Here is a 21,218-nt window from a genome sequence, read left to right on the forward strand (position 1 = left end):
ACCAATGAGCGATGTGAAGGAAAACGCTGGGCGACCGGCGAAGGAAACCGAGTCTCCCTTGCCGTACTACGTGGATGCGGCAATCTGGGAAAAAGATATCGCGCGGCGCAATCGCTGGTCGCGATCTCTGGCGTGGTGTGTGGCAAGCGTCGCCTCGGTCATTGCCGTTGCAGCGGTGGGCGCGCTGATCCTTGCGCTGCCGCTCAAGACTTATGAGCCCTACATGGTGGTGGTCGACAAATCCACCGGGTTTGTCGAGGTCAAGCGGCCGCTGGCCGACGGTCCTTTGCAGCAGGACGAGTCGATGGGGATGTTCGATATCGTCCGTTATGTGAAGGCTCGCGAGACCTACGATCCGAAGGCGCTGAAGGACAACTTCGATCTCGCGCAATTGCTGAGCGCCGGCGATGCCTCGAGGGAGCTCGTCGAGCTTTTCAGCCCGGCAAACAAGGTGACGAACCCCGTCGTGCTGTACGGGCGAAACACCGTCGTGGCTGTGACCGTGAAGTCCGTGACATTTCCCAACCAAAGGACCGCCCTGGTCCGGTTCATGACGGAGGAAAAGAGCCAGGCGAACACCGTGCAGCGGCATTGGGTGTCGTTGATCCGGTTCCGCTACACCGGCGTGCCGGCCAAAAACGAGATCCGCTTTCAAAATCCGCTCGGCTTCCAGGTGCTCGAATATCGGCGCGATCAGGAGACGGCGCCGGCACCCACCGCGGAGACACCGCAATGAAGGTCGCCGCCATCCTGATGGCAATCGGGCTCGGCGTTTGCGCGGTTCAGCCGGCCCTTGCCGAACAGACCCCTCGGGCGGGATCTCGTGACAGTCGCATTCGCTTCGTCTGGTATCAGGAGGACGATGTGGTGTCGGTGCCGGCCAGCTATGGCGCCTCGACCATGATCGAATTCGGCGATGACGAGAAAATCGAAACCCTCGGCGCTGGCGACGTCCCGGCCTGGAGCATCGAGCCCAACAAGAAGGGCAATGTGCTGTTTGTGAAGCCGATCGAGAAGAATGCGGGCGGAAATCTCAACGTCCTGACGAACAAGCGCAGCTATGTGTTCTTCCTCAACGGCGAGTTTCGGCCGGTTGCGCAACAGGTCTATGCGATCAAATTTCGCTATCCCGAAGAGGCGTCGGACGCGGCGCTGATGGACGAAGCCCGGGCCCGGGCGGCGCAGCCGAACCGGCAGGGTTTCAAGGCCGAAAACGCCAACTCGTCCTATGCCTACAAGGGGTCGTCGGCAAATAAGCCGCTCGTGATCTACGACGACGGCGTGAAGACCTGGTTCCGCTTCGATCCGGCAAGGGAAGTGCCGGCGATCTATGTCGTCGACAGCGAGCGCAATGAGACCCTTGTGAATTATCGCCGCGAGGGCGCGTACATCGTCGTCGACAAGGTCAATTACCAATGGACGCTGCGCAACGGCAACGAAGCAACCTGCGTCTTCAATCTGAGACTGAACAATGTGAACGAACCGACCGGGCTTGAACCTTACGAGCCGCAGCGTGTCGGCGGTGGGACTGTTCGGAAAGTGAGGGGGCCTGATGCCATCTCCCAATGAGTACAGAATGCTCGCCGAGGAAGGCACGGCGGTCGCCCCGCCAAAATTCGGGGCGAGCACATTCTTCAAGATCGTGGTGCCGCTGGGTGCGGTGGTCTTCGCCGGCTGGATGATCTATGCGGCGACGCGTGCGCCAGACAAGCCGCTGTTGACGGCGTCGGATGGCGAGGAGTTTCACACCACACAGTTTCCCGCACCTGGGCTCGATACGCCGCGTCCCCAGCTTGACAACGGGACCCTGAAAATCCCGACGGCTCCCGAGGAGCCGCCGGCTGCGCCGGCGCAGCCGCCGTCGACGATAGAGGCTCCGCCTCCCCCTCCGCCAGCCTTGCAACCGCCTGCAGCTCCACCACAGGTGCAGGATGATTCCGAGGCCCGTCGTCTGGCTGAGGAAGAACGGCGCAGGCAAGAAGAAGAGGAGCGGCGCAAATGGGAGCGCCTGCGCGCCAAGCAACTCGTCGTCGATAGCGGCGATGCGCCTGGCAGTGCGTCAGCACTGGGCGGCAATGGTACGGATGCAGCGGCGGCCGGAAACGCAGGCGAGGGCGAGGAGGACCCCAATCGGCGTTTTTTGGCAAGGGCGAGCCAGAGCGGAGCGGATACATCGAAGGCCACGATGAACCCGCGCACGGACGCTCTGGTCGCCCAAGGGACGATGATCAAGGGCGTACTCGAGACCGCGATCCAGAGCGATCTTGCCGGTATGGTTCGGGCCGTCGTGTCGGAGGATGTGTGGTCGTTCGACGGTCGCAGGGTTTTGATCCCCGCTGGCTCCCGCCTTATCGGTGAATATCGCAGTGGCCTCGCAACCGGCCAAACGCGGGTGTTCATAGTGTGGACACGCCTGCTTCGATCGGACGGCATGTCGGTGCAGCTCGGTTCGACGGGCACCGACGAGCTCGGTCGCAGCGGCATGCCGGGCGAGGTCGACAACCATTATTTCGAGCGCTTCGGCTCGGCGATCCTTTTAAGTGTCGTGGGCGGTGCGACACAATTCATCGCCAACCTTGGCAACGACCAGAATGGGTCAAACACCAACCAGACCTCCACGGACCCGCAGACCGGACAGACGGTGACAATCCAGACGCAGCCCAATCAATACCTGCAGAGCGCCCGCCAGATCGGCGCGCAACAGGTCTCACAAAGCCTCAACCGCATTGCCGAAGAGGCGCTTCGAAATTCGATCAATATCGCGCCCACGATCCATGTCGATCAGGGGTCGCGCATCATGGTGTTCGTCCGCCGGGACCTCGATTTTTCGGAGTTCTATCCGGACCCGGTACGCGAGGCGTTGACGGAGATACGACGTGAGCGGGCAGCAAAGAACCGTCTTTCTAAATAAGGCGCTGGAGCCGGTGCGGCGCTGGCTCGACGACGATCGCGTGGTCGAAATCTGTGCGAACGGGCCTGGACTTGTGTGGGTCGAAATTGTTGGCTCGACACATATGGAGCCCTTCGACGTCCCCGAGCTCGACCGCGCCGCGATCACTTACCTCATGGAACGTATAGCGGCATCATCCTCGCAATCGATCAGCGAGGAAAATCCCTTGCTTTCGGCCGCCCTCCCCGGCGGCGAACGCTTCCAGGGCGTGCTTGCGCCGGCGACGCCGACAGGAGGCGCCTTCGCGATCCGCAAGCAGGTCGTGAAGGATATGCGCCTTGATGATTACCGGAAGCGGGGGTCGTTCGATACGATCTCCGTCCAGGATCCCGGCGAATTGAGCGAGACCGACAGCGCCCTTTGCGAATATCTCGACGCCGGCAAGATCGAGGATTTCCTCCGCCTGGCCGTGCGGGAACGGTATTCGATCTTGCTTTCAGGAGGCACATCGTCGGGCAAAACGACGTTTCTGAACGCGATTTTGCACGAGGTGCCTTCGGATGAGCGGATCCTCACCATTGAGGATACGCGAGAGGTTAAACCACACCAGCCCAACTATCTGCCCCTCGTCGCATCAAAGGGCGAGCAGGGCCTGGCGCACGTGACCGTTGAAACGCTGCTGCAAGCCGCCATGCGGTTGCGGCCGGATCGAATCTTCCTGGGCGAGATCCGGGGAGCGGAAGCCTATTCGTTCTTGCGCGCCGTCAACACAGGTCATCCCGGATCGATCACGACGATCCATGCGGACAGCCCGACCGGTGCGTTTGAGCAGCTAGCCTTGATGGTCATGCAGGCTGGGCTCGGGCTGAGCAAGGCAGAGATCATCGATTACGTGCGGTCCGTCCTGCCGATTGTGATCCAACAAACGCGCCGGGGCGGCTGGCGCGGAACTTCGGCGATCTGGTTCAACCGCATGACCGAATGGAGAGCCGCCAGAAAGGTTCCCCAGAATGTCTCGCGTATTCGCTTATAGGCTTCTCCTCGGCCTCATCGGCCTCGCCGCCTTCCTTGCCCTTTGGAGCCTGGCCTACGAGCTGGTGGCGACATGGCGGTGGAATCCCGCCCTCCCCTCTGAAGGCGCCTCGCGCTGGGGGCTTCTAAAGTACCAGAACGCGCAACGCAGCTTAAGTGGCCTGTTCGTTGCCTGGCAGCATTTCAGTCAGCGCCTGGCCTATCATCCCACGCAGAGCGAGACGATCATCCGCGGCGCGATCGCGGTCGCGGTTGTCGTGGCGATCGGCGTCGGCCTGATCTTTGCAAGCCTGATCAACCGCAAGCCAAAGCACTACGGCGATGCGCGGTTCGGCACGATCATGGACGCCGAAAAGAAAAACCTGCTGGCAAAGCAAGGCTTGATCCTCGGCAAGATGGGTGGGGCGACGATCCGCTCGGATGATCCCGCGCACGTCCTGGTGGTCGGGCCGACCCGATCCGGCAAGGGCGTCAGCTTTGTCATTCCGAACGGTTATATGTGGCGAGGATCCTCGGTGTGGTTCGATCCGAAGCGGGAGAACTTCGAGGCGTTCGGTGCACACCGGCAGGCTCTCGGCGACAAGGTCTTTTTCTTTTCTCCCGGCGAGCGGGATTCGCATCGCTACAATCCGCTGGATTTCATCCGGCGCGATGCGCGCATGCCGACGGACTGCGCGGTGGTCTCCTCCTTCATCATCCCGGAGGCGACAGGAAGTTCCGAGATCTGGGCGCGCGCCGGCCGGCAGCTGCTTTCGGCCATGATCGGCTATGTTCTGACGTCACCACGCTATGAGGGGCAGCGTCATTTGCGCGCCGTCGCGATGCTTCTTTCGACCGGCGTGGATTTTCTCAGGGTGCTGACGAATATCCGCAATGACGAGGAAAAATATCTGCCTTCGTGGGTCGTGCAGGGGCTCAACCAGTTCATTGCGCTGGAAAAGGAAACGCGAAACTCGGCCTACTTCAACCTGACGGCGGCTCTCAATCCCTGGACCAATGACCTCGTTGCGGCCGCTACGGCGTCGACGGATTTCGATATCTCGAAGCTTCGCAAGGACCCGACGGCTCTCTTCATCGGCTGCTCGGTGGCCCAGCTCGACGTGTTCCGGCCCATCATCAAAATCTTGGTCCAGCAAATCCATGATGTGCTGATGGCCTCCTTGCCGGGCCCGGACGAGCCCTACCAGGTCCTGGTGATGATCGACGAGTTTCGCCAACTCGGCAAAATGGAGTCTATAGTGTCCAAGCTGGCGATCAACGCGGGCTATGGCTTCCGCATGGTCCTTGTCCTGCAGGACCTCGCCCAGCTCGACGAAGTCTATGGAAAAGCGACGCGGCAGACCACGGTGTCCGCGTGCCAGGTGAAGCTTTTTATCCGCATGAACGACGTGGAGACATCGGAATATGTCTCTGTAATGCTGGGACCGACCACGATCGAGGTGCCCACACCGATTATCAGAGCCGGTCAAGGTATATTCGGCGCCCGAGATAAGAGTTTAAGTTATCAGGAAAGGCCGCTCCGGACGGCGGCGGAGCTTCGACAGATGCCAGCGAAGCAGGCCGTGGTTCTGGTGCCGAGCGCACCTGGTTTCATGGTGCGCAAGGTCACCTACTATAAGGACGCTCCCTATAAGGCGACCTACCGGGAATTTCGCCACCGGCGCCTGAAAGTGCCGCCTCTTAGCCGATGGCAGGATCTTCCACTGCGCCCCATGGCGGAGGTCGAAGCGGTGGCTAAAAGTACGCCAGCCATGCCTTTCGAGCTAAGGGACCCTGATACCGTCGAAGCGCCGGTTTCGGGCGATGCAGCCTATGCCGATGCGGTGCCGCCGGCGACTGGTGCGGCGGCTGAAGGGGTTGATCCTGTGGAGTCAAAGCCGAAAGTGAATAGCAACAGCTCGGACGCACCGCGGGCGCTGCCAAGCTCAGGCCGTCCGACGGGCGGTGAGACTGACGCAAAGAGTGAGGTCGCCGCTGAAGTTCCTGAGTTGAAACCGAAGCGGACCGATCAGACGGCCGATGATGCGCCGCGGCCGCTTCCCACCCTTGGCCGGCGATCGGCGCCGGCAGCATTAAACGCGTCTGACCCGAGTGCGTTTGTGGGCAAGGCCAGTGTCCTGCAATTCCAAGTCCGGCCGGGAAACAAGTCCACGTCGATCGCCGCGCTGCTCGCATCGCTCGATCAGGAGGTGGAGGCCGACGCTCGTTCACTGTCGCCGTCAGTGGATAGCGAAGATGTCGACGAGGTGCCGTCAGCCGCTATTGAGGCGTTGCAGGATCAAATTAGACGTCACGGCGATCGCTAGGACGTGAAATTCAGTTGAATACAAAGAGCGCTTTGTGCGTTCGGTGCCCATGTCGAGACATGAGAACAAAACGAAGGGTTCCCTATCCGATATAAGGGGCGCATCGAACGGTTTCCTTGAGCCCTCGGTGGTATGTGTGAGCCCGCTGGCGAGGATCTGGCAGGATCGGCAAATCCGGTTCTTGGTGGGCAAGTGAGGCTGATTGCTGGTCCGTAAAATGCGATTGATTTTCATTCTAGCCAACCTGTATCAATACCGATACAGTGCGCGCGATGAAGGTGATTGAATGGCTTGGAAGCAGCAGAGCGGATGTTCGAGCGTTTCCTGACGATGCGCGGATAGAGGCCGGCTGGCAGCTCGAACTTGTCCAGCGCGGCGACGATCCCGACGACTGGAAACCTATGCAGATCGTAGCGGCCGGCGTCAGGGAAATCAGGGTTCGGGAGGCATCCGGAGCGTTTCGCGTCATCTATCTGGCAACCCTGGAAGACCGCGTTTTGGTGCTTCATGCATTCCAGAAGAAGACACAGGCCACATCCAGGAAAGACCTCGATCTAGCGGCTCAACGGCTAAAACGATGGAAGGCAGAACGATGAATGTAGAAATCTATGAGAACGTCTGGGACGCCCTGGCGGACACCGAACAGGAGGCAGCAAACCTTAAAGCGCGCTCGGCGCTGCTCTACGAAATCCGTAAGGCAGTCCAGCGTTGGGGCATTCCCCAGGAGGAAGCCGCCAAGCGGCTCGGCCTGACGCGCCCTCGTATCAATGATCTGCTGCGCGGTAAGCTCGCCAAGTTCTCGCTTGACGCGCTCGTCAACATCGCCGCCTCCGCTCACTTGGATATAGAAATCCGGGTGAAGGAGGTTGCATAATCACGAGGTGTCTAATCCTCGCCTTTCCTCGGAGTACATCCGCGTTTGGACGCGAGCGTGGGCCGAACGGAGCCCCAGCCAGAGCCCGGTTAGGGAACAACGAGCCCACGCAGTGCTGCATGACGAGGCGACTACTGCTTTTGCGGCTTTTGTGAATCCGGCTCTTCGCCTTCGACCGGAGCGGTGTTGATGCTCCTCGACTGCAGGCGCTGCAGTTCTTCGAGCCGTTCGCCTTTGACGATCTCGGGATCAAGCCGCTCGTTAGGATTCTGCGCCAATGCACGCGCGGCTTCGCTTGCGGCTTGTGCCTCGCGGGCTTCCTTCGCAGCGATGCTTTCGGCGTTGCGCACCATTTCGCGGTCTTGCGCAACCTGCTCAAGCGAGGTCGGATCAGCCGATCCGGCTCGTTCGTCGCGGATCTCCTGCTCGATGGCGCGGTTGCGGATCTCGCGAGCGCGATCGGCCTCAAGCCGCTCAGCCGCTTCGATCTCCTGGGCGCGATGGATCAAAGCTTCGGCGCGTGCGCCGGCAATCCGATGGGCCTGGTCTTCACTGACATGCGTGACGCCTCCTTCCTGCAGGGATTTGAGATCCGTCCGGATCGCAAGCAGCTCCATGGTGGGCGCCGCGCGCCGTAAGAACTCCGCTTTGGCTTGCCCATTCATCATCGCCGCTGTCTTGTTAACGGTCTCGTTGATCTCTTTAGGTTTTCCCGCATCTGGTCCGCGGTGGCATCTGAACTCATTTGAACACCCTTTCCATCTCGGATAGCGACCACAACAGTACCGGATCGGACGGCTTGCGTCATCCGATCATTGAAGTGACTCGCTATCGTGTTATCCGGCTGAGATGCGGCGACTGAGTGCCATTCCTGAAGGCCTGTCTGGGTGGCCTGCAGCTGGCGCGCCGAAATCGGAATCTTTATCGGGTTGGCCTTTGCGTGGTTGATCCGCTGGCGGGCTTTCTCGATGACGTGCGGGTTTGCACGGGCGTAGGCGCGGTCCCGCGCCTCCCTGCCCGGCCGCGGCTTCTCGGCCGTGGCCACTATCGCCTTGTCGCGCGGACCATAGCTTTGTGATGACGCCCGATAGGCCGCGGAAGTCGCGACGATTTTCATGCCCTGCGCTTGTGCGTGCTGGGCATAGAGCGCGCGCCATTCACGAAGCTGGGCCGGGCCTGGTCGCAAGCGCTCACCGTCCTCACCCTTCACGGCGACGATGGCATGGACATGAATATGGCCGCCCTCCTCGGCCATATCGGCATGCATGCCGAAGGCGAATTTGTGATTGGGGAACTGCTCATGCAGGAACCCACGTGCGGCCCTCACCAGAGCTTGCCTGTCCTCGCCCGCCTTGGCCGACAGGATCATGTGCATGGTGTCGCGAGGCTTGTAGGAATTCAGCGTCTTGTCCCAGGACTGCGCGGTCTGCCGAACCGCCTCCTCAGACGCGATCGCGGCGCCGTCGCCGCCGATCGCCGCTCCGTCATGGGTAAGGCGCGAGAGCTGGAACACGACACCGGCTTTGCCGTGGCTGGGTTCCCCAATTGGCTTCACCGAAACGGCATCCTCCTTGACCCCAAGCGCCTCGGAGATCCGCGAGGCGATCATGACCCGGGTGGGGGCCGAGAACTGGCGATCATGCTGGCGTCGATCGGAAAGGTGAAACCGATGCTTCACCTTGTCGTCCCCGTTCTCACCTTTCACGACGCTGTGTCCGGCCATGGTCGCGACGACGCGCGCGACGCTCGATCCGTCCTGCAGTGTGTCGATACGATAGGCGAAACCGTGGCCGGCGAAACCTGCCTGAACTGCCTGTGAAAGGCGCTCGGCATTCTCCTGCCCTGCCAGCGAAAGCCGAAACGTCGCCACATCCTCGCTCTCCCGCCGCTTGTCGAAACCCTTGCCCCACTGTTTCATTTCCTCGGCAACGGCTTCCTGCGTTGCCAGGATACGCGCGTCATGCGTCTCGAGCGCGACGCCCTCCTTCTGGATATATTGACCGATGGCGGCTGCCCTTGTGACGCCATGCCCGTAGGAAATCACCTTCAGAACGGCCGGCTGATACCCGGCCGCCAGCTTGTCGGCAGCGGCCCTCGGTGCAGGTCCGCCGGCGAGCTTCCGCCGCTTCGTTGGCGGGGCGAGGTTTAGTCGCCCGGCTTTACCGCGCGGCGGCTCCAGCTCCCCGGGAGACGAGCGCGGCACGGCCGGTTCAGGTGGCTGGCTTGCCCCGAAACCGCCCTCCCCCTTCCGGCTGCGAATCGTCTTGAGCAAACCATCATCGTCATTTCCAGCAAAGGACAACATGGCCCGATGCCGGCGCTTGCGGTTCTCGTCTTCAAAAGCCGCGCTCGCGCGAATTCGATCGGCTATGGCCTGTATGGAAGACTGGTCGAGGTTCACGCGCCCTCACCATCCAGCAGATGCGCCGCCTTCCGAAGTTTCAGGCCATGCGCGATCGTCATCGCCGTCAATTCGGCGTCGACAGCTTTCACCCTCTCATCCAGCGCTTCCCATATCGGCAACGCCGCCTCCATGGGGGCAGCGTGGCCGGAATGAATGGCATGGAGAAGCTGGCTGAGGTTTCGGCCGACCATCCGGAGTTGCGAGGCCAACGCCGCGACGGTGCGTGAATTCTCAGCTGACAGAGCGGGACCGACATCCAGGCTGGCCCGGATAATGCGCCGCAACGTCTCCGCTCGGTCAAGCTGGAACACCTTGCAGGCCTCATCCAGGAGCGCGCCTGCCTCCGGCCGATATCGATCCGGGAACGCTTTCGAGTGTCCTTGTGGGCGGCGCTGGTGTCCAAAATTCCTCGCTATGGCGGATGGGCCTCACGTCGAAGACGGTCCAGGTCGAAGCGAAGCGACGACCTGCTCAGCCAATTTGGACCCAAATTGCGTATCTTGTCAATTCAATACGCAACATTATACTGACTCACTGATGTGTCGCTCCCGAGCCGCCTCTGCATCCCGGGACATTGCACCGATGCGCAAATTCATATTATCACATAGGCACTTATGCGCCTTCGCACTTTGTTGCATCGGCGCATAGGCAAAACGCAAGAAAGTCACTTTGGCGCCAAATCACCTATGTGCCTTGACGCCAAAGTCGAACGCGAACATTAGGAAAAAACAATGCCGGAACAACGCGCGGTGCAAATCACAGTGGCCTCTCCCAAAGGCGGGGTCGGCAAGACCATGACCACCATCCTGCTCGCTGGCGAGTTCGCCGCCGCCGGTCATCGGGTGACGGTGCTCGACACTGATCCGCAACTGTCAGCGCTGGAGTGGAGCAAAAACAGTCGCCGCGCCGGGTACGCTCTTTCAAACATCGACGTCATTCCCATCGGCTCGACCGACGAACTGATCGATCGCCTGGCGCAATCCGACGCCGAGGACCTGCTGCTGGTCGACGTCCAAGGCACGGCCGTGGCTGCCCTGGGACCAGCCGTCGCCAACGCCGACTTCGTGCTGATCCCGACGAAAGCGCACGTCTTCGATGTCAAGCAATGCCTCGGTCTGATCCGGCACATCCGCTCGCTTGGCGGACGCCATCGCGAAATTCCCTACGCGGTGATGCTCAACATGGTTTCGGGGATCGAGCACAACACGATGGCCTTCCGCACAGCGATCCAGTTGCTGCGGCAGGCTGATGCCAGTGTGCTTGAGACCTTTTTGTCGCAACGGCCGACCTTCGCCTCAATCGCAACCGCCGGGACGCTTTACGAAGTCCAGCCTGTGAACAAGGCGGTGCAGGACGCTCGCGACCAGACGAATGCCCTGACCGCCGAGATCATCAGCAAACTGAACGGAGCCACCCCGCAATGAACGAGAAAAGCGATCGGACCGCAAACCAATTGCCGCTGCCTGCCTTGAAACCGCGTGCCCGTTCGGATGATCCGTTCTCGCGCAACATGGCTGCCATAGTGGAATCCAGCATCAGCGAAACGGACAACCTGGAGCAGCAGACGAGAACCCGGTCTGCCAGAGAGGCGAAAGCGAAGATTGAAAGGCCAAAGGCAGACGGCGGGACAGCCCGGCTGCACACGCGCATTCCGGTCTCGGAGATGATCGAGCTGCAGGTCCATTGCGCGCGCAACAGGACAACCATGCAGGAGGTGGTTCAGGGTCTGATAACGGAATTCCTTGCCCGGCAGCCGAAGTAGCCAGACGCGTCCATCAGCGTCGATCGTTACGACCGACCGCGCACGATACGGGCCAACGTGGATTGGCTACATCTCTCCGGGAAGGGCCATCAAAGACGCTGTTGAACGACTGACGCTCGGTTCCATCCATCACCAAAGCGAATCGATCCGCGTCTGCTGATTCAAACCATTCATTGGACGCGCGCGTCCGGCTGCGCGATTCTGTCTGCAATGATCGCGCAGCTCTATCGCCTCTGTATCGAACGCCGCGACGCGGATCGGAACATGGCGCGCTTCTATGCGCTGTCGATCGAGGAGACCCTGTTCGGCCAGACCTGCCTGGTCCGGCGTTGGGGTCGGATCGGAACCACCGGCCGCACGGTACAGCACTCCTTTGATACCGAGGGCGAAGCCGTCGAACTTTTCCTCGCGCTGCTGCGCGCCAAGCGGATGCGCGGCTATCAGCCGCGATCCACCTACCCGACGCGCAGAAGCGATCCCGTCTGGTTGACAGGGTAGCCGCTGGGGCGACGGGAGCCAGGCGAAGTCGTTCGTGTCCTCGCTCTGGTTGGAGCTGTCGCGCTTGGGTCAAGCGGGGAATTCGACGGCGCCGACAACGATTTCGGAGCTGTAGCGCTCGATGCCGCGTTGTCCGTCCACTGGTGTAGTGGATGCGCCCAAGACCGCGACCGTCATGCCCTTGCGTGCTTCTGCCAAGTTTCGGCGAGGCTGTTGAAGCACTTGATGCGGTGCCATTGGGTGACCCTGCTCGGTCTAGCCGTTTTCGCCTTGACCACCTTGCCGTCGACCCGGCGCGGGCGCGATGTCGCCCGCGCCGGGTCGATGTCGCCAGTCGGAAATCAGTGATCTTGATGCTGCTGCCGCATTGTCGCAGTTTCGGGGCCTTCGCCTATGTTGCGCCGCCCGCGCCAGCGCAGTAAAAAACAGGGCAACACCTGCCCCTGTGGCTTAACGCTTTGCTTTGCGCCAACCGGCGGCCACCGCCTCTTCCGCGCTGCAGAACCACCGCTCTCCCTTGCTGGTCGTTATGACCGTGCGATCGTAATACTCTTGGCCGGGCATGTGATAGATGTGCTCACCGCGGGCGTTGATGTTGCCCTTGATATTGCAGGCACTGGGCGACGCTGCGAGCAGGGGAGCGATCGTCGATGGCTGTTCGTTGTCAGCGCGATGCTCGGCACGCCAATCCCAAGGCGCTTCAAACGTTCCTGCCCAGATGCCAACCCTTGCCGCCTTGGCCTTCTCCTGTAGCATGGCGTAGGCACCTTGGCTGTATTTCGGCCAATCAAGAGCTTGGCCGTTCTCGACCATCCAGGCGGCGACGCTGACCCCATCGGCCCGGCTACAATTGCCGACATAGCGGCCGTACCGATCCCATGACACAAACATGCACTGGGTCGGTCGGGAGGCGGCGAGAAAGGCATCGAGAGCGGCGGCATACTTGGCGCCACATTGATACTGGAAGCCGTTGGCGTCGTCGCACTGCTGTGCTGACTCCGGTGCATCGATACCATTGAAGCGAATGCGCTGGCCATGGATCTCGATCGTGTCGCCGTCGATCACAGATGCGATCCCAGCAATTGCTGCCGGCCTCGGCTTGATTAAGTTCTGCAGATTGATTTCCGGCAGCGATCCGCTGTTATGCATGACAAACTGCGTCACCAGAGCGAAAGCCGCAGCCATGGTCACGAAGACCAGCCGCATCGGCACGCTGGCCCAGCGCCGTACGAGCGTGCGTCCTGCGGCAGTACGCTTGCGCCACGGGCTCGACCAATCATTATAGCGGGATTTATCCAAGCCCTTCTCCCCGGCGCAAGAATGCGCCCCAAAATACACGGAAAGTCCACAATCCTATCGGAACCGCTCAACGGCTCGCCCGTTTTTAAATCGGAGGCACATTGCCGCTCTAGGAGCTGTAATGAAACGGCTTCCATACGCATCCGCCATGTTGGCCGTGCCTGCGGCCTTCTTGCTCCGTCCGCCTGCCGGCGTTCGTTTGGGAACGGCCGAAGGCCCCGCCTTGCGGCGGAGCCCTCGTCGAGGCGATCAGTCCCGGTTGGGGCGAGACCAGATCAGCTGCAGGCCTTCCTCGCCTTCCACCTCGATCAGGGTGGCGTAGATCGGAGCGGGGAAGCTCGGGTCGTCCAGCTTGACCGAGAGGTAGTCGCGGCCCTCGTTGGAGACCTTCTGCCAGGCGGCTCCGAGATCGACGCTACCCGAGTAGACGCGGAAGTGAGGGCCTTTGTCGGAAGGGTTCTCGACGCGGATCAGCTTGGCCTTGACGTTGAGGTTGAGGGTCTTGATGGCTCCGGAAAAGCCGGAGTTGCCGTTTGAGGTGAAAGTGCCGATGGTAGCCATTTGTCGTCTCCTTGAGTTTCTCGGGCCGCGACCACCGCGACCTCGATGGCGGTCGACAGACCGGAGGCGATCGGCCCGCACCCGAAGGGCCGGAACGACAGTGAAGGGCAGCCAGGGCGAGGCTTTCTTGTTCCGCGAGGAATGATGGCGAAGCCAGCAGGGGAAGAAAGTCACGACCGGCTGTTGCGGGTTTGAGAACGAGGCGAAGCGAAGCGAAGACGGCCTTCGGTCAGACCAGCCACATCGAGGACGCAGGTGGTGCGCCCTTCCATGAAACCCCGGCCACGGACGACAGGCGAAGCAAATCGGCATGATCACCGCAACCGCAGCCACGGTGGGGCGCCATCAAGCCCGGCCGTCCACGTCACGCGTCATTGCGAAACGACGGACAGCCACAATCGGAAAGAGACGCACCCGCCTCCTCATATCGGTCGAACGACGACGGGGCCGAGAGGCGAATCTCCAGGAGCCCGGTAATCTGCTGCTTCAAGCAGGAACGGCCGCATAGCAGTCGTCGATAGCCATCTTGGATTGGACGCCGGTACGGGCCGGCTGATCAGGCTTCGGCTCCGGGTTACCGCCCGAACAGGCGTCCGCCGCAAGGCGGGGCCTTCAGCCTGCTGTGCAGTGCCGGTGTAGCCAACGACGCTTGCCAGGCTGGACGATCACACGGCGCACATCCCTTCACATTAACAAATCGAGCTGGCCTGTGCCGTCGACAAACCGACTTCGCCAAGGGGAACGCCGGATCGGTGCAGAAAGACCTCGCCGCCGATACCGCGCAGGCCGGTGCGAGTTGCCCGGTCAACGTCGACAGCATCGGGGACATGCCTCGGCGTCATTGTCACGCATGGATCGCCAGAGGCTGTTGGCGTAGATGGGGCAGCCGATGCAGGCGCTTTTGGGCGGATTCCGAGCCATTGAGTGGCGACCGGATGCTGCAGCGAGCGCCAGCGCGTGAGGCTAACCGGCACGGGATCGTTTCGATCCGCCGGCTGTGGTCGTGCACTGCCAGCGGGTCACGCCGATCAAGACATTGGCGCGCCGGTCGACGGTGCGGGTAGAAGCGGGAATCGATGCCCAACGCTTGCCCTCAGCGGCGTTGAGGCGATTTTCGCGCAGATTGCCGTCCGAGACGAACCGGAAACGGGCAGCTCATTCGGCGATATAGCCAGCGCAAATGCTCGTCGACGGCGACCGGTTCCCAGCGAGCATCGGCGAATATAGCGCAATCCAAAGGCCCGAAATGACCATGTGCCGCCATCAGGGCGAGCGTGGTCGATTGCACACCTGCGCCCCAGACTCAGGACACGAAGGCGGATCAGGGAGGGCTCGGCGCCCTCCCCTTGCAAGAGCGGAGCGCGTAACATCAGGCCGCCCTCCCCAATTCTTCCGCCTGCGGCTGGAATTCGTGGAGATAATTGACCGCGCGTTGCGCGTGGGCGGCTGCCTGAAAGATCGCCCGCTTGTCGCTGCCCAGCAGGCTGGCCCAGCCCTGAATATAGGCGGCATGATCGGGCCTCGGCTCGAGCTCGGGGACGATATCGAGGTCCGCGCACAGCATCGCAGCACCAAGCTCCACGAGCAATTCTTCGCGCGCGCGATCCGTGCGGTCCTCGTGGTAGCGGCTGAGGTCCCTGTTCAGCCGATGAGGAGCCGATGTCCAATGCAGAGTCTCATGCGCGCGCGTAGCGACGAACGAAGCCATGTCCCGGAAAAACTCCGAGGACGGTAACTGCACATGGTCGGAAGAGGGAGAATAGTAGGCCTGGTCTCCGCCATACCGCACCACCGCTCCAGTATTGTCGAAAAAGCGATCGGCATGCTCGATGCGCTGGACAGGATCGGTAACAGGATCGGGCGCCGCGTAGTAGTGGGCCGGCAGACCCTCGATCTGGTCGGCGCAGAACACCGTATAGGCTTTCAGGAACGGAATGCCCCGTTCGACTTCTTCGCCATGAGCATCGGTTTCGGTCCTGGTGAAGCGGCTGGCATAAACCACCATGGAGCCGGTCTCCCCCTTGCGGACATGACCCCCCAGTTCGACGCTCTGCTTGAAGGTTATCCACGTCGGAGAGACGAAGCCTTTCGAAGCGGCCTCCGACCAGAGTAGCAAGGTATTGATGCCCTGATACGGAAGGCCATTGTGGCGTAGCGGGCGCGTGATGCGACCCTTCGCATTGCCCACGCTCCACGGCCTCACCCATGGGCGCACACCCTTTTCCAAGTCCGCAACGATGCGATCGGTGATTTTCGCGTAGATGTCGACGCGGGGCTTGTTGCTCTTCTTGTCCATTTCAAACCTCCATTCGAGGCCGCGCCGATCGCGACCGTCACGAGGTCCGACCGCGGAGGACCGCAGGTCCGCGAACCCGGTCGAGGTTGAATCGGAGGAAGGAGAAGTCTCGCAGCCGGGCCGCAACGGCAGTGGAGGACGGCGAAGCCGTTTCGCGGCCGAGGACCGCAAGCAGGACCATCATTCGTGACGGCCGCGATCGGCGCGGCCAAACCAAAAGGATTTCCTTCTCTTTCAAGGATCTGGAGTCGGATACATTGCGACACGCAAGCAGGCCGGCGCCCCGTAGGGAGCCAGCCTATGGAATCGGGCGGAACCGAAGTTCCGCCCGAAGAGTGTCAGCCCAGAGCCGCCATCTGGAGATCGGCCGCCTGCCGGCTGACGCCCTGGCCGGGATTCTCGGTCTGGCGTTCGTAAGGCTTCCAGCCTTCACCAACGACGTGCTCGTAGGCTGCCACGGCGCCCTCGGCCGCCATGCGCAGCGCATGGGCCTGCAGGCCCATTTCGGCGGCGAATTCGCGCTTGCGCTGGGCCTTGCTGTCGAAGCCGACCGGACCGTCAATGTCTTCGTCGCGGGTGTCATTGGCGAGCTTGGCCGTAGCGTCCTTCGCCTCGGTGACGGCTTTCGAGTAAAACTGGCCTGCTCCATAAGCCGAACCGACATGGGAGCCGACGATCCTCTGCAGGTGGATCTGCATGGCCTTTTCGGAAAGGCCCTCGGAGAGCGTATCGGCCCCATCGATCAGGCTGCGCTCGTGGAATTCGCGGATGCCGTCGCTGTCGAGGACGGGAAGGCCGAAGCTTTCGGAAATGAGGGTGGCCTGGTGGCCATCCGGGCAGCAGAGCCGGACCATTTCGAGGGTGGTGCCCTTGCGGAGCTGGACGACGCGGGCCTTGGTCTTGGTGGAGCGGGTTGAACTGGACATTGAGCTTTCCTTTCTAGCGATGCCCTTCAGGTGTTCCGGCCCTTGCCGGTCTTCCCTGCGGGTGCGGTCAAAAGGAACCGGCGGAAGCTGGACGCTTCAGGGTCCGGAGCCTGACAGGCGAGCGAGGTTGGCTTGCGGACAAGCGAGGCCAGTTCTTCACTGGCCCTGCGCGGGACGCGGGCCAGCCTTGCCGAGATCGGCGGGTTCCGGCCGCTCCGCGGCGCGACAGCGGCCTTGAAGCGGACAGCCGCGGGTTCAGACCGCAGCAAACCCGCCGGGAAGGCCGGCAAGGAGATGGCACGGATACCGGCATGCGGGAGGAAAAGCACCCGGTCGACCCGCGCTGCCATGCCATCGCACGGCCTGCCCAATGACGCCGGGCGTCCGCGGTTTGAACGCCGGCTGCTGCTGGTATAGGTGAGCTGCGCCGGTCCGCCGCTGCGGATCAACTCTTGGCCTGCTCCCATGTCGGGCTGACAGCGCACTGCATTCAATCCCGAGGCGAGGGCAGCAATGACCGATCACACGACGACTACGTCTATGACGACGCGACAGGGGAATGGCGACCAGCGTCGGAGATGGCTGCCATTGCAGCTTCTGCCGGAAGCATCGAAGTGCGCGATGCCGCCGGCAACGTGCTGGCCGACGGCGACTCCGTCGTCCTCGTCAAGGACCTCAAGGTCAAAGGCGCGGGGCAGACCCTGAAGCAGGGCACGGTGATCAAGTCGATCCGCCTCACCGACAATGCCGAAGAAATCGACTGCCGGCATGACGCGATCAAGGGGCTGGTGTTGCGAGCCGAATTCGTCCGCAAGCGCTGACCAGGCCGCGGTATCAGGCGCGCATCAGGTCCGGTGGCAGTCTGGCACGCAGCACCTCGATTGCAGCATCCTGCCTTGCGAGCTTGCGGGAGAGAGCGTCGATCTCGTGCTGCCTCTCCAGTGTGATCGCTGCAAGGTTGGCCCGATATCGTTCGAGAAACATTGCCGGCTCCAGGCCCCTGTCACGTCGATGGCCGGCACATTTGGGTGTGAGCTGCGGAATGATTGCCGTTATCCGCCTCATGATCTGCCGGTCGATCAGATCGAGCTGGCGCTGTGTCTGGCGCCGAGCCTCTTCCATGCGAAAGAGCTGCGCGCGGCGATCGCGGACAGACATTATGTGTCCCTCCGCTGCCACCCAATGAAGCTCGAAGGGCCGCCATAGACGGCGTGGCGATCAGGATCGATGACGAATCCAAAGCGGCCGACAAGGTATTCGTCGGTCGGAACGAGAAAGCGTCGCTCCTCCGTGCCCGGCCCGCGCTTACCGCCGGGGGTCGCGATGACCTCGGTGAACCCGAGTTGATGATCGGAGAGGATCGCCGAGACCACGATCCAGTGGCCGGCGTGCTTGTCGGAGAAGGCACGCTCATCCTTCTTCCAGGATTCACCGGGTCCCAGCACGTTGCCTGTGATCGCTTCCCAGGCGTCCGGGAAGCTGTCCTTCATCGTCCTCTCTGCGCTTCGCGACTCGAAGCTGGTGAACAGGGGCGGAAAGCTGAAGGCAACGATCGCCCAGGCCTCATCCTCCTCATAGGCGCCGCCTGTGACACGGAGCGACCGATGAACCTTTCGGTTGCGCTCGGGCGAAAGAAGGAACCCGCCATGACCGGCCGTCGAGTGAAAAACGACCCCATCGGCATAGACGGTGGCACCCTGCGACGGCCCCCATGGCGTGTGGGCACGGGAGTGGATCTCGCGGCGTCCGAGAGCAGCGCGCTGCTGCTGGTGAAGGGCGTTCTCCTCGACATGCGCGCGAAACGCCGCCTCGTCGGCAAGCTCACCGGCATGGCCGTAGAAATCGCCGCGCGTCCATTCGGCCATGGGCCGGCGGATAAGCCAGCCCGTGACAAGATAGTGCCGGCCATCGGGGGCTGGAGCCATGGCGAAGGCGTGTTCACCGACAAGGGCAACGCAAAGCCCATCGGCGCTTCGGCCAAAAGAAACTCCCGGAAAACCGGGGGTTTCGACGACATGGGTTTCAGAAGTTCGCGCAGTCATGCTGCCGTCCTCCCCTCTACAGTATCCGCCGCTACGGTGTCGGCCGTGAGCTGCTGCAACACGGCGTTCGGATAGCCGTGGCGGGTCAGCCATTCCTCGGCGGCCGTGCGATTGGCGGCAAGATGGACAAGCTCCGCATCGTCGCCGGCGCGGTCGAGCACCACGACGGAGCCGATGGCGGGTCGCTCCTTGACCGAAAACTTCAGGTCGCTGTTCACCGAAAACGTGTTGTAGACACGCAGCACAATGGTTCCCTGACTGCCAAAGTCACCCTTGTGCAGGGTGATCGAGGCGGGCAGCGTCGTACTACCGACGCGGGCCTCGGCCTGTTTGCGGATCAGTCGGCCGCCACCGTTGCGATTTTCCCAGGCTGCGAGCTTCTTGCGATGCCGCTCTGGCGGGCGCGGTGATCCGTCGGAATAAGTCACGATGGATGCGAGTGAAACAAGGTCATAGATCAATTGGGCGGACATAGTTTTCTCCGTGGTGCTCATGGTGGAAACAGAACCGCCGCCGGTGAGGTCACCGGCGGCGGGAATGCGAACGGAAGGAAGAAGGCGCGCGCTGCTATTCGGCGGCCACCTTGTAAGCCTCGATCTGTCCGTCAGTGAGGTCCTCCTCCTGCGGAGCCGGGTCCTCGCCGACGTAGTCGTGCGCGGGCTCGACACCCGCATCGCCGTCGAGCTCGTCCTGGTCCTGCGGCGTGCCGTTGTCCTCAGGCTGTTCCCTGGCCTCGTTCTTCTTCAGCCAGGAAGTGACCTTTTCCGGAGTGGGCGCAAACAGCGCCGACGGGTGGACGAAGCGGCCTTCCTTGAAGTGCTCGACCAGGGCCGCACGGGTATCCTTGACCTTCTGACGGGGCAGGACGGATGTATCCGCGCAGGCGGCTTCCAATGCCGGCCGCGACAGGCATGACAGGAAATCCTCCGTCCCCATGTTGGCCAGGAAGTTGTCGGCGGCGATGACGTCGCCGGCCACGCGGGAGACCACGCCGCTGTCCGAGCGATTCTCCCTGCAGGACAGAACGTCGATCAGCAAGGACCGCACGGCAATGCGCAGCGTTTCCATGTCGAACTCGATCTTGCCGTCCTGGTCGAACAGGCGCGCGGCATGTTCGCCAAGGCCTGCGGCCCCGTAATAGGAGATGTCGCGGGCACCGGATGCCACCGTCACATTCTGGCCGGCGAAAGCGAGAACGAGCAGGGCCATCAGCGTGTCGTCCCCGATCGGTGCGCGCGACAGCGCCTCGTGCAGCGCGTCGGTGCGCAGGTCGCCGATCATCTCCATGCCTTTGCGCGTTACGTCCGGACGCGGCTTTGCCGTAACGACGATATCATCGCCATCGGCCTCAACATCAGCGCCATTCTTGCCCTTGGGCTTTTTGGCCGCCGGCATGCGGTACACGACCGATTGCACCTTGCCGTCGCGGTCGAGATACATGGCAGTGTGATCGGACTTCGACGGCTTACCGTACACACGCTCGGCCTTGGGCGGCAGCTTCGGCTCGCCCCACTGACCGGCTTCCACGATCACACCACGCTTTGACACAGTGTTTGCCATCCACTCCTGCTGCGCGCCAAGGAAGGCCTCGACATCCGTGGTATAGCGGCTGTCCTCGTCGGCCGGAGCGAACAGATCCTCGACCCAGGCAATGCCGTAGGCCTGAGCGAGATCGTCACCGAAGCTGGCGTCGCGCGCGTACATGCGACGCTTCGTCAGGCCCTGCGCCACGCTCCACCACGACACCTGCGGATCGGCCTTGGACGGCTTGTGCTTCTTCCAGACCTCCTTCTGCTCATCAAGCGAAGCCGACGCGATGGTGCGCAACTCCTTCTCGTTGGGCATGTCGCCCTTGGCCATCTGGTCCAACATGGCCGGCAGAACGTTGGCGAGCAGGCGCAGCTTCCTGATCTGGCGGACGGGAAGCGCCAAAGCGACGGCGATCGCTTCCTCGGTCCAGCCGAGCGCGATCAGTCGCTCAATCGCGCGCCATTGGTCGACGGGACTGAGCGATTCATGAGCGAGCGTTTCCGCTAGCGACCGCATTGCGCCACCATCCTCGGCGCGATCGATCACCAGCACGGCGATCTCTTCCAGACCGGCGGCAATCGCCTGCCGCACACGACGATGGCCGGCATCGATGACGTAGCTGTTGCCGCCATCCGTCTGCAGCGCGACGACAGGCGGCTGCACGATGCCGACGGCGCGGATGGTGGCCAGCAGCAGCGCGTCGGCCTGCGGACTGGACTTCGAGCGTCGCGCCTTGTCAGGGTTATCCTTCAGCGCACGCGGATCGACAAACTTCAGTTCCATGGAGATGCTCCTTCA

23 protein-coding genes are annotated in these 21,218 nt (G+C 62.1%); 12 read left to right on the top strand and 11 right to left on the bottom strand.

Annotation, left to right across the window (positions count from 1 at the left end; genetic code table 11):
- Window positions 1–4: 4 nt before the first annotated feature.
- The 7 genes from AC0V7N_RS40510 to AC0V7N_RS40540 all read left to right on the top strand — a co-directional run bounded on the left by AC0V7N_RS40510 (window position 5) and on the right by AC0V7N_RS40540 (window position 7,102).
- Window positions 5–736, top strand: a complete 732-nt coding sequence (locus AC0V7N_RS40510; RefSeq protein ID WP_258580743.1) for a VirB8 family type IV secretion system protein — start codon at window positions 5–7, stop codon at window positions 734–736.
- Entirely contained in the window at window positions 733–1,569 is an 837-nt protein-coding gene (gene virB9 / locus AC0V7N_RS40515) for a P-type conjugative transfer protein VirB9 (protein ID WP_496628529.1), read from the top strand. The genes AC0V7N_RS40510 and virB9 overlap by 4 nt, the downstream gene beginning before the upstream one ends.
- Window positions 1,570–1,576: 7 nt before the next feature.
- Complete coding sequence (gene virB10 / locus AC0V7N_RS40520) at window positions 1,577–2,911, top strand: type IV secretion system protein VirB10 (RefSeq protein ID WP_258580741.1); 1,335 nt, start codon at window positions 1,577–1,579, stop codon at window positions 2,909–2,911.
- Window positions 2,877–3,923 (top strand): P-type DNA transfer ATPase VirB11, encoded by a 1,047-nt coding sequence (gene virB11 / locus AC0V7N_RS40525; protein ID WP_496628530.1) that lies wholly within the window; start codon window positions 2,877–2,879, stop codon window positions 3,921–3,923. The genes virB10 and virB11 overlap by 35 nt, the downstream gene beginning before the upstream one ends.
- Complete coding sequence (locus AC0V7N_RS40530; RefSeq protein ID WP_496628531.1) at window positions 3,901–6,228, top strand: type IV secretory system conjugative DNA transfer family protein; 2,328 nt, start codon at window positions 3,901–3,903, stop codon at window positions 6,226–6,228. Before virB11 ends, AC0V7N_RS40530 begins: the two co-directional genes overlap by 23 nt.
- A 272-nt stretch (window positions 6,229–6,500) precedes the next feature.
- A complete protein-coding gene (locus AC0V7N_RS40535) occupies window positions 6,501–6,824 on the top strand; it encodes a type II toxin-antitoxin system RelE/ParE family toxin (protein ID WP_496628532.1) in 324 nt (107 codons plus the stop codon).
- On the top strand, window positions 6,821–7,102 hold the full coding sequence (locus AC0V7N_RS40540; protein WP_006205593.1) for a helix-turn-helix domain-containing protein: 282 nt from the start codon (window positions 6,821–6,823) through the stop codon (window positions 7,100–7,102). The genes AC0V7N_RS40535 and AC0V7N_RS40540 overlap by 4 nt, the downstream gene beginning before the upstream one ends.
- A gap of 131 nt (window positions 7,103–7,233) precedes the next feature.
- Here AC0V7N_RS40540 and AC0V7N_RS40545 read toward each other — a convergent pair whose 3' ends face one another.
- Entirely contained in the window at window positions 7,234–7,455 is a 222-nt protein-coding gene (locus AC0V7N_RS40545) for a hypothetical protein (protein WP_245498787.1), read from the bottom strand.
- Window positions 7,456–7,464: 9 nt separating this feature from the next.
- On the opposite strand from AC0V7N_RS40545, the gene AC0V7N_RS40550 reads away from it, so the two are divergent.
- A complete protein-coding gene (locus AC0V7N_RS40550; protein ID WP_496628535.1) occupies window positions 7,465–7,740 on the top strand; it encodes a hypothetical protein in 276 nt (91 codons plus the stop codon).
- Between the two features lie 26 nt (window positions 7,741–7,766).
- On the opposite strand, the gene AC0V7N_RS40555 is transcribed toward AC0V7N_RS40550, so the two are convergent.
- Together AC0V7N_RS40555 and AC0V7N_RS40560 are read right to left on the bottom strand one after the other, a co-directional pair.
- On the bottom strand, window positions 7,767–9,503 hold the full coding sequence (locus AC0V7N_RS40555; RefSeq protein ID WP_496628536.1) for a relaxase/mobilization nuclease domain-containing protein: 1,737 nt from the start codon (window positions 9,501–9,503) through the stop codon (window positions 7,767–7,769).
- Window positions 9,500–9,817 carry a hypothetical protein gene (locus AC0V7N_RS40560; RefSeq protein WP_496628537.1) on the bottom strand — a complete coding sequence of 106 codons (318 nt, stop codon included), beginning with the start codon at window positions 9,815–9,817 and terminating at the stop codon, window positions 9,500–9,502. The genes AC0V7N_RS40555 and AC0V7N_RS40560 overlap by 4 nt, the downstream gene beginning before the upstream one ends.
- A 420-nt stretch (window positions 9,818–10,237) precedes the next feature.
- Between AC0V7N_RS40560 and AC0V7N_RS40565 the strand changes: the two genes are divergently transcribed.
- The 3 genes from AC0V7N_RS40565 (at window position 10,238) to AC0V7N_RS40575 (ending at window position 11,766) form a co-directional block, all read left to right on the top strand.
- Window positions 10,238–10,930 carry a nucleotide-binding protein gene (locus tag AC0V7N_RS40565; RefSeq protein WP_496628538.1) on the top strand — a complete coding sequence of 231 codons (693 nt, stop codon included), beginning with the start codon at window positions 10,238–10,240 and terminating at the stop codon, window positions 10,928–10,930.
- Window positions 10,927–11,268 (top strand): hypothetical protein, encoded by a 342-nt coding sequence (locus AC0V7N_RS40570; protein ID WP_496628539.1) that lies wholly within the window; start codon window positions 10,927–10,929, stop codon window positions 11,266–11,268. The genes AC0V7N_RS40565 and AC0V7N_RS40570 overlap by 4 nt, the downstream gene beginning before the upstream one ends.
- A gap of 210 nt (window positions 11,269–11,478) precedes the next feature.
- On the top strand, window positions 11,479–11,766 hold the full coding sequence (locus tag AC0V7N_RS40575; RefSeq protein ID WP_496628540.1) for a WGR domain-containing protein: 288 nt from the start codon (window positions 11,479–11,481) through the stop codon (window positions 11,764–11,766).
- Window positions 11,767–12,216: 450 nt separating this feature from the next.
- On the opposite strand, the gene AC0V7N_RS40580 is transcribed toward AC0V7N_RS40575, so the two are convergent.
- From AC0V7N_RS40580 to AC0V7N_RS40595, 4 genes are all read right to left on the bottom strand, one after another.
- Entirely contained in the window at window positions 12,217–13,065 is an 849-nt protein-coding gene (locus AC0V7N_RS40580; RefSeq protein WP_496628541.1) for a sunset domain-containing protein, read from the bottom strand.
- A 249-nt stretch (window positions 13,066–13,314) separates the two neighbouring features.
- The gene (locus AC0V7N_RS40585; RefSeq protein ID WP_027054589.1) at window positions 13,315–13,626 is read right to left on the bottom strand and encodes a DUF736 domain-containing protein; all 312 of its coding nucleotides are present in this window, start codon (window positions 13,624–13,626) and stop codon (window positions 13,315–13,317) included.
- Between the two features lie 1,369 nt (window positions 13,627–14,995).
- On the bottom strand, window positions 14,996–15,922 hold the full coding sequence (locus AC0V7N_RS40590; protein WP_496628542.1) for a zincin-like metallopeptidase domain-containing protein: 927 nt from the start codon (window positions 15,920–15,922) through the stop codon (window positions 14,996–14,998).
- Between the two features lie 338 nt (window positions 15,923–16,260).
- On the bottom strand, window positions 16,261–16,848 hold the full coding sequence (locus AC0V7N_RS40595; protein WP_464614881.1) for a hypothetical protein: 588 nt from the start codon (window positions 16,846–16,848) through the stop codon (window positions 16,261–16,263).
- A gap of 488 nt (window positions 16,849–17,336) precedes the next feature.
- Here AC0V7N_RS40595 and AC0V7N_RS40600 point away from each other — a divergent pair, with 488 nt between their 5' ends.
- On the top strand, window positions 17,337–17,669 hold the full coding sequence (locus tag AC0V7N_RS40600) for a PhnA domain-containing protein (RefSeq protein WP_496628727.1): 333 nt from the start codon (window positions 17,337–17,339) through the stop codon (window positions 17,667–17,669).
- Window positions 17,670–17,682: 13 nt separating this feature from the next.
- Here the strand turns inward: AC0V7N_RS40600 and AC0V7N_RS40605 are convergent, their stop codons facing one another.
- The 4 genes from AC0V7N_RS40605 to AC0V7N_RS40620 form a co-directional block, all read right to left on the bottom strand.
- Window positions 17,683–18,006, bottom strand: coding sequence for a hypothetical protein (locus tag AC0V7N_RS40605; protein WP_464614879.1), 324 nt, complete (start codon window positions 18,004–18,006; stop codon window positions 17,683–17,685).
- The gene (locus AC0V7N_RS40610; RefSeq protein ID WP_496628543.1) at window positions 18,006–18,890 is read right to left on the bottom strand and encodes a DUF7007 domain-containing protein; all 885 of its coding nucleotides are present in this window, start codon (window positions 18,888–18,890) and stop codon (window positions 18,006–18,008) included. Before AC0V7N_RS40610 ends, AC0V7N_RS40605 begins: the two co-directional genes overlap by 1 nt.
- Window positions 18,887–19,363 carry a UCP036055 family protein gene (locus AC0V7N_RS40615; RefSeq protein WP_496628728.1) on the bottom strand — a complete coding sequence of 159 codons (477 nt, stop codon included), beginning with the start codon at window positions 19,361–19,363 and terminating at the stop codon, window positions 18,887–18,889. Before AC0V7N_RS40615 ends, AC0V7N_RS40610 begins: the two co-directional genes overlap by 4 nt.
- A 94-nt stretch (window positions 19,364–19,457) precedes the next feature.
- Window positions 19,458–21,203, bottom strand: coding sequence for a ParB N-terminal domain-containing protein (locus AC0V7N_RS40620; RefSeq protein WP_496628544.1), 1,746 nt, complete (start codon window positions 21,201–21,203; stop codon window positions 19,458–19,460).
- Window positions 21,204–21,218: the final 15 nt, after the last annotated feature.

The sequence above is a fragment of the Mesorhizobium kamtschaticum genome (assembly GCF_056174585.1).

Excerpts from the sequence above, each read along its gene's own strand:
- AC0V7N_RS40510 (WP_258580743.1), top strand. The coding sequence starts at position 5 with ATGAGCGATGTGAAGGAAAACGCTGGGCGACCGGCGAAGGAAACCGAG.
- virB9 (WP_496628529.1), top strand. The coding sequence starts at position 733 with ATGAAGGTCGCCGCCATCCTGATGGCAATCGGGCTCGGCGTTTGCGCG.
- virB10 (WP_258580741.1), top strand. The coding sequence starts at position 1,577 with ATGCTCGCCGAGGAAGGCACGGCGGTCGCCCCGCCAAAATTCGGGGCG.
- AC0V7N_RS40530 (WP_496628531.1), top strand. The coding sequence starts at position 3,901 with ATGTCTCGCGTATTCGCTTATAGGCTTCTCCTCGGCCTCATCGGCCTC.
- AC0V7N_RS40535 (WP_496628532.1), top strand. The coding sequence starts at position 6,501 with ATGAAGGTGATTGAATGGCTTGGAAGCAGCAGAGCGGATGTTCGAGCG.
- AC0V7N_RS40540 (WP_006205593.1), top strand. The coding sequence starts at position 6,821 with ATGAATGTAGAAATCTATGAGAACGTCTGGGACGCCCTGGCGGACACC.
- AC0V7N_RS40545 (WP_245498787.1), bottom strand. The coding sequence starts at position 7,455 with ATGGTGCGCAACGCCGAAAGCATCGCTGCGAAGGAAGCCCGCGAGGCA.
- AC0V7N_RS40565 (WP_496628538.1), top strand. The coding sequence starts at position 10,238 with ATGCCGGAACAACGCGCGGTGCAAATCACAGTGGCCTCTCCCAAAGGC.
- AC0V7N_RS40570 (WP_496628539.1), top strand. The coding sequence starts at position 10,927 with ATGAACGAGAAAAGCGATCGGACCGCAAACCAATTGCCGCTGCCTGCC.
- AC0V7N_RS40575 (WP_496628540.1), top strand. The coding sequence starts at position 11,479 with ATGATCGCGCAGCTCTATCGCCTCTGTATCGAACGCCGCGACGCGGAT.
- AC0V7N_RS40585 (WP_027054589.1), bottom strand. The coding sequence starts at position 13,626 with ATGGCTACCATCGGCACTTTCACCTCAAACGGCAACTCCGGCTTTTCC.
- AC0V7N_RS40590 (WP_496628542.1), bottom strand. The coding sequence starts at position 15,922 with ATGGACAAGAAGAGCAACAAGCCCCGCGTCGACATCTACGCGAAAATC.
- AC0V7N_RS40595 (WP_464614881.1), bottom strand. The coding sequence starts at position 16,848 with ATGTCCAGTTCAACCCGCTCCACCAAGACCAAGGCCCGCGTCGTCCAG.
- AC0V7N_RS40605 (WP_464614879.1), bottom strand. The coding sequence starts at position 18,006 with ATGTCTGTCCGCGATCGCCGCGCGCAGCTCTTTCGCATGGAAGAGGCT.
- AC0V7N_RS40610 (WP_496628543.1), bottom strand. The coding sequence starts at position 18,890 with ATGACTGCGCGAACTTCTGAAACCCATGTCGTCGAAACCCCCGGTTTT.
- AC0V7N_RS40615 (WP_496628728.1), bottom strand. The coding sequence starts at position 19,363 with ATGTCCGCCCAATTGATCTATGACCTTGTTTCACTCGCATCCATCGTG.
- AC0V7N_RS40620 (WP_496628544.1), bottom strand. The coding sequence starts at position 21,203 with ATGGAACTGAAGTTTGTCGATCCGCGTGCGCTGAAGGATAACCCTGAC.